A 2944-nucleotide genomic window follows, 5' to 3' on the forward strand; every position below is an offset into this window, starting at 1 on the left:
CCCCGCAAGCATTCCGGCAGCAATGGTCACCGACCGAGTTCGAGCAACGGCTACAACTCGCATAGCCGGTGGACCCGCCATCGGGGCCCAGTCAGCATCGCCGCTGCGGGCCAGATCGAAGATCTTGCTCGCCAGCTCGAGCACTTCCGGATCCAGGTCTTTGGGTTCCACCAGGCCACTCTAGCCAGCGGAACCGCCGCGGCCGAGGGAAGTTCCCTATAGGAAATCGTGGTGCTCAGGAGGTGATGATGAGCAGCTCGGTCGGCGAGGCGATCTCGGTGCGCAGTCCGGACTTCTCGGCCACCCGGGCCAGCCCGTCGATATCCGAGGGCTCCGACCGCGACAGCACCAGTGCCCGCGCCAGCAGTCCCTTGTGGTGTTTGTTGAAGTGGCTCACCACGGTTCGCTTCCCGTCCGGACGCTCGGTCAGCACCGTCGCGGTGACCGCGCCCGGGACCCGGCCCAGATTCTGATAGGTGCCCGACCGCAGATCCACCACCAGGTGCCCGGCCGCCTCCGCGCGCAGCGCCGCCGGCAGCACCGCCTTCCACAGCGACTGCAGCGTCGGCAGACCCGGCAGCTTCGACCCGCCCGAAAGCCGGTAGGCCGGAATCGGATCGCCCGCGCGGATCACCCCGAACAGCGCCGAGCCGATGCCCAGGCGCGCCTCGGCCTTGGCGCGCTGGGCCTTGGTGAACCGGGCCGCGTCGAGCGCGTCGTAGAGCACACCCGTATAGCGGTCCAGGGCCGGCCGGGTGGCGGAGGTGCGCAGCGCGGCATTGCGCGCGATCTCCGCGTCAGCCCCCTTGCCCAGTGCCAGCGCGGCACGGGAGGCGTCGGGGTCTGCGGCCAGTGCGATCACCTCGGTGACGAGTTTGTCGCGCACCGCAGTGAGCTGCGGCATCGCGAGGGAATCCAGGTCCAGGGGACCGCCCGAACCACCGTCGGACTTGGTTTCTGAGGGAGGCAGCAGCACCAGCACGAGCCAACACGGTAATGCCTTGTGAACTGTGCGCGAGCAGGGGCTACTGTGTTGAGCCGTGATCACCCGTCTCTCCCACCTGTTCCTGCGCACCCTGCGCGACGACCCCGCCGACGCCGAGGTACCCAGCCACAAGCTGCTGGTGCGTGCCGGTTACGTGCGTCGCATCGCGCCAGGCGTCTACTCGTGGCTGCCGCTCGGCCTGCGCACGCTGCGCAAGGTCGAGGATGTCGTCCGGTCGGAGATGAACGCCATCGGGGCCCAGGAGATCTCGCTGCCGGCGCTGCTGCCGCGCGAACCGTACGAAACCACCAACCGCTGGACCGAGTACGGCGACGGCCTGTTCCGGCTCAAGGACCGCAAGGGCCAGGACTATCTGCTCGGCCCCACCCACGAGGAGCTGTTCGCCCTCACCGTGAAGGGCGAGTACAGCTCCTACAAGGATCTGCCGGTCACGCTGTACCAGATCCAGACCAAGTACCGCGACGAAGGCCGCCCGCGCGCAGGCATCCTGCGCGGGCGCGAGTTCATCATGAAGGACTCGTACTCCTTCGACCTCGACGAGGACGGGCTGAAGAACAGCTACAACGCCCACCGCGAGGCCTACCAGAAGATCTTCGACCGCCTCGGCGTCAAGTACGTCATCGTGGCCGCCACCTCCGGCGCCATGGGTGGCTCGGCGTCGGAGGAGTTCCTGGCCGACAGCCCCGTCGGCGAGGACACCTACGTCATCTGCCGCGAATCCGGTTACGCCGCAAACGTGGAGGCCGTGGTCACCGCCGCGCCCCCGGCGATCCCGCTCGACGGCCAGGCCGACGCCGTCGTCCACGACACACCCAATACGCCGACCATCGCGACGCTGGTCGACTGGGCCAATACCGCCAACGTGCTGGGCCGCGAGGTGACCGCCGCCGACACGCTCAAGAACGTCATGGTCAAGCTGCGCTACCCCGACGGCAAGACCGAGATCCTCGCCGTTGGCATCCCCGGCGACCGTGAGGTCGACGACAAGCGCCTCGGGGCGTCCGTCGAGCCGGCCGAGGTGGAATTGCTCGACGAGACCGACTTCAAGGCCAACCCGTTCCTGGTGAAGGGCTACATCGGCCCGAAGGCCCTGCAGGCCAACGGCATCCGCTACCTCGTCGACCCGCGCGTGGTCTCCGGCACCGCCTGGATCACCGGCGCCGACGAGCAGGGCAAGCACTACGTCGGCCTGGTCTCCGGACGCGACTTCACCCCCGACGGCACCATCGAGGCCGCCGAGGTCCGCGACGGCGATCCCTCGCCCGACGGCCTCGGCGTCCTGGAAGCCGCCCGCGGCATCGAGATCGGCCACATCTTCCAGCTCGGCCAGAAGTACACCGACGCCTTCGAGGTCGACGTGCTGGGCGAGAACGGCAAGCCGGTCCGCCTCACCATGGGCTCCTACGGCGTCGGTGTGTCCCGGATGGTCGCCGTGCTCGCCGAGCAGATGCACGACGGCAAGGGCCTGCGCTGGCCTCGTGAGGTCGCCCCGTTCGACGTCCACGTCGTCATCGCGAACAAGGACGAGGGTGCCCGCGCCGGCGCCGAACAGGTTGCCGCCGAACTCGATTCGCTCGGCTTCGAGGTCCTCCTCGACGACCGCACCGCCTCCCCGGGCGTGAAGTTCAAGGACGCCGAACTCCTCGGCATGCCCTACATCGTGGTCGTCGGCCGCGGCTGGGCCGAGGGCAAGATCGAACTCCGCGACCGCTTCGCCGGCACCGCCGAGGAACTCCCGTCCGAGACCGCCGTTGCCTCGGTCGCGGCCAAGATCCGCGGCTGACGCTTCCGAATCCCGAGTGGCGGGGGGGCCGGCGCCGGGGGGGGCCGCTGCCGCGGCGGGGGCGGGGGCGGGGGGGGCCCGGGGCGGGGGGGGGGGGGGGCTAAGCGGGGCTGGCGGGCGGGGACGGAACTGGCGGGTTGCCAGCCGGGCATGCC

Annotated in this window: 2 protein-coding genes; one reads left to right on the forward strand and one right to left on the reverse strand. The window is 69.7% G+C overall.

Annotation, left to right across the window (positions count from 1 at the left end; translation table 11 throughout):
- Positions 1-235: 235 nt before the first annotated feature.
- Complete coding sequence (gene yaaA / locus ACFXIV_RS46785; protein ID WP_379404757.1) at positions 236-982, reverse strand: peroxide stress protein YaaA; 747 nt, start codon at positions 980-982, stop codon at positions 236-238.
- Positions 983-1040: 58 nt separating this feature from the next.
- Here yaaA and ACFXIV_RS46790 point away from each other — a divergent pair, with 58 nt between their 5' ends.
- The gene (locus tag ACFXIV_RS46790; RefSeq protein WP_379404759.1) at positions 1041-2789 is read left to right on the forward strand and encodes a proline--tRNA ligase; all 1749 of its coding nucleotides are present in this window, start codon (positions 1041-1043) and stop codon (positions 2787-2789) included.
- The last annotated feature ends 155 nt before the right edge of the window (positions 2790-2944 follow it).

It is taken from the genome of Nocardia sp. NPDC059236 (genome assembly GCF_042754085.1).
Taxonomy (GTDB): domain Bacteria; phylum Actinomycetota; class Actinomycetes; order Mycobacteriales; family Mycobacteriaceae; genus Nocardia.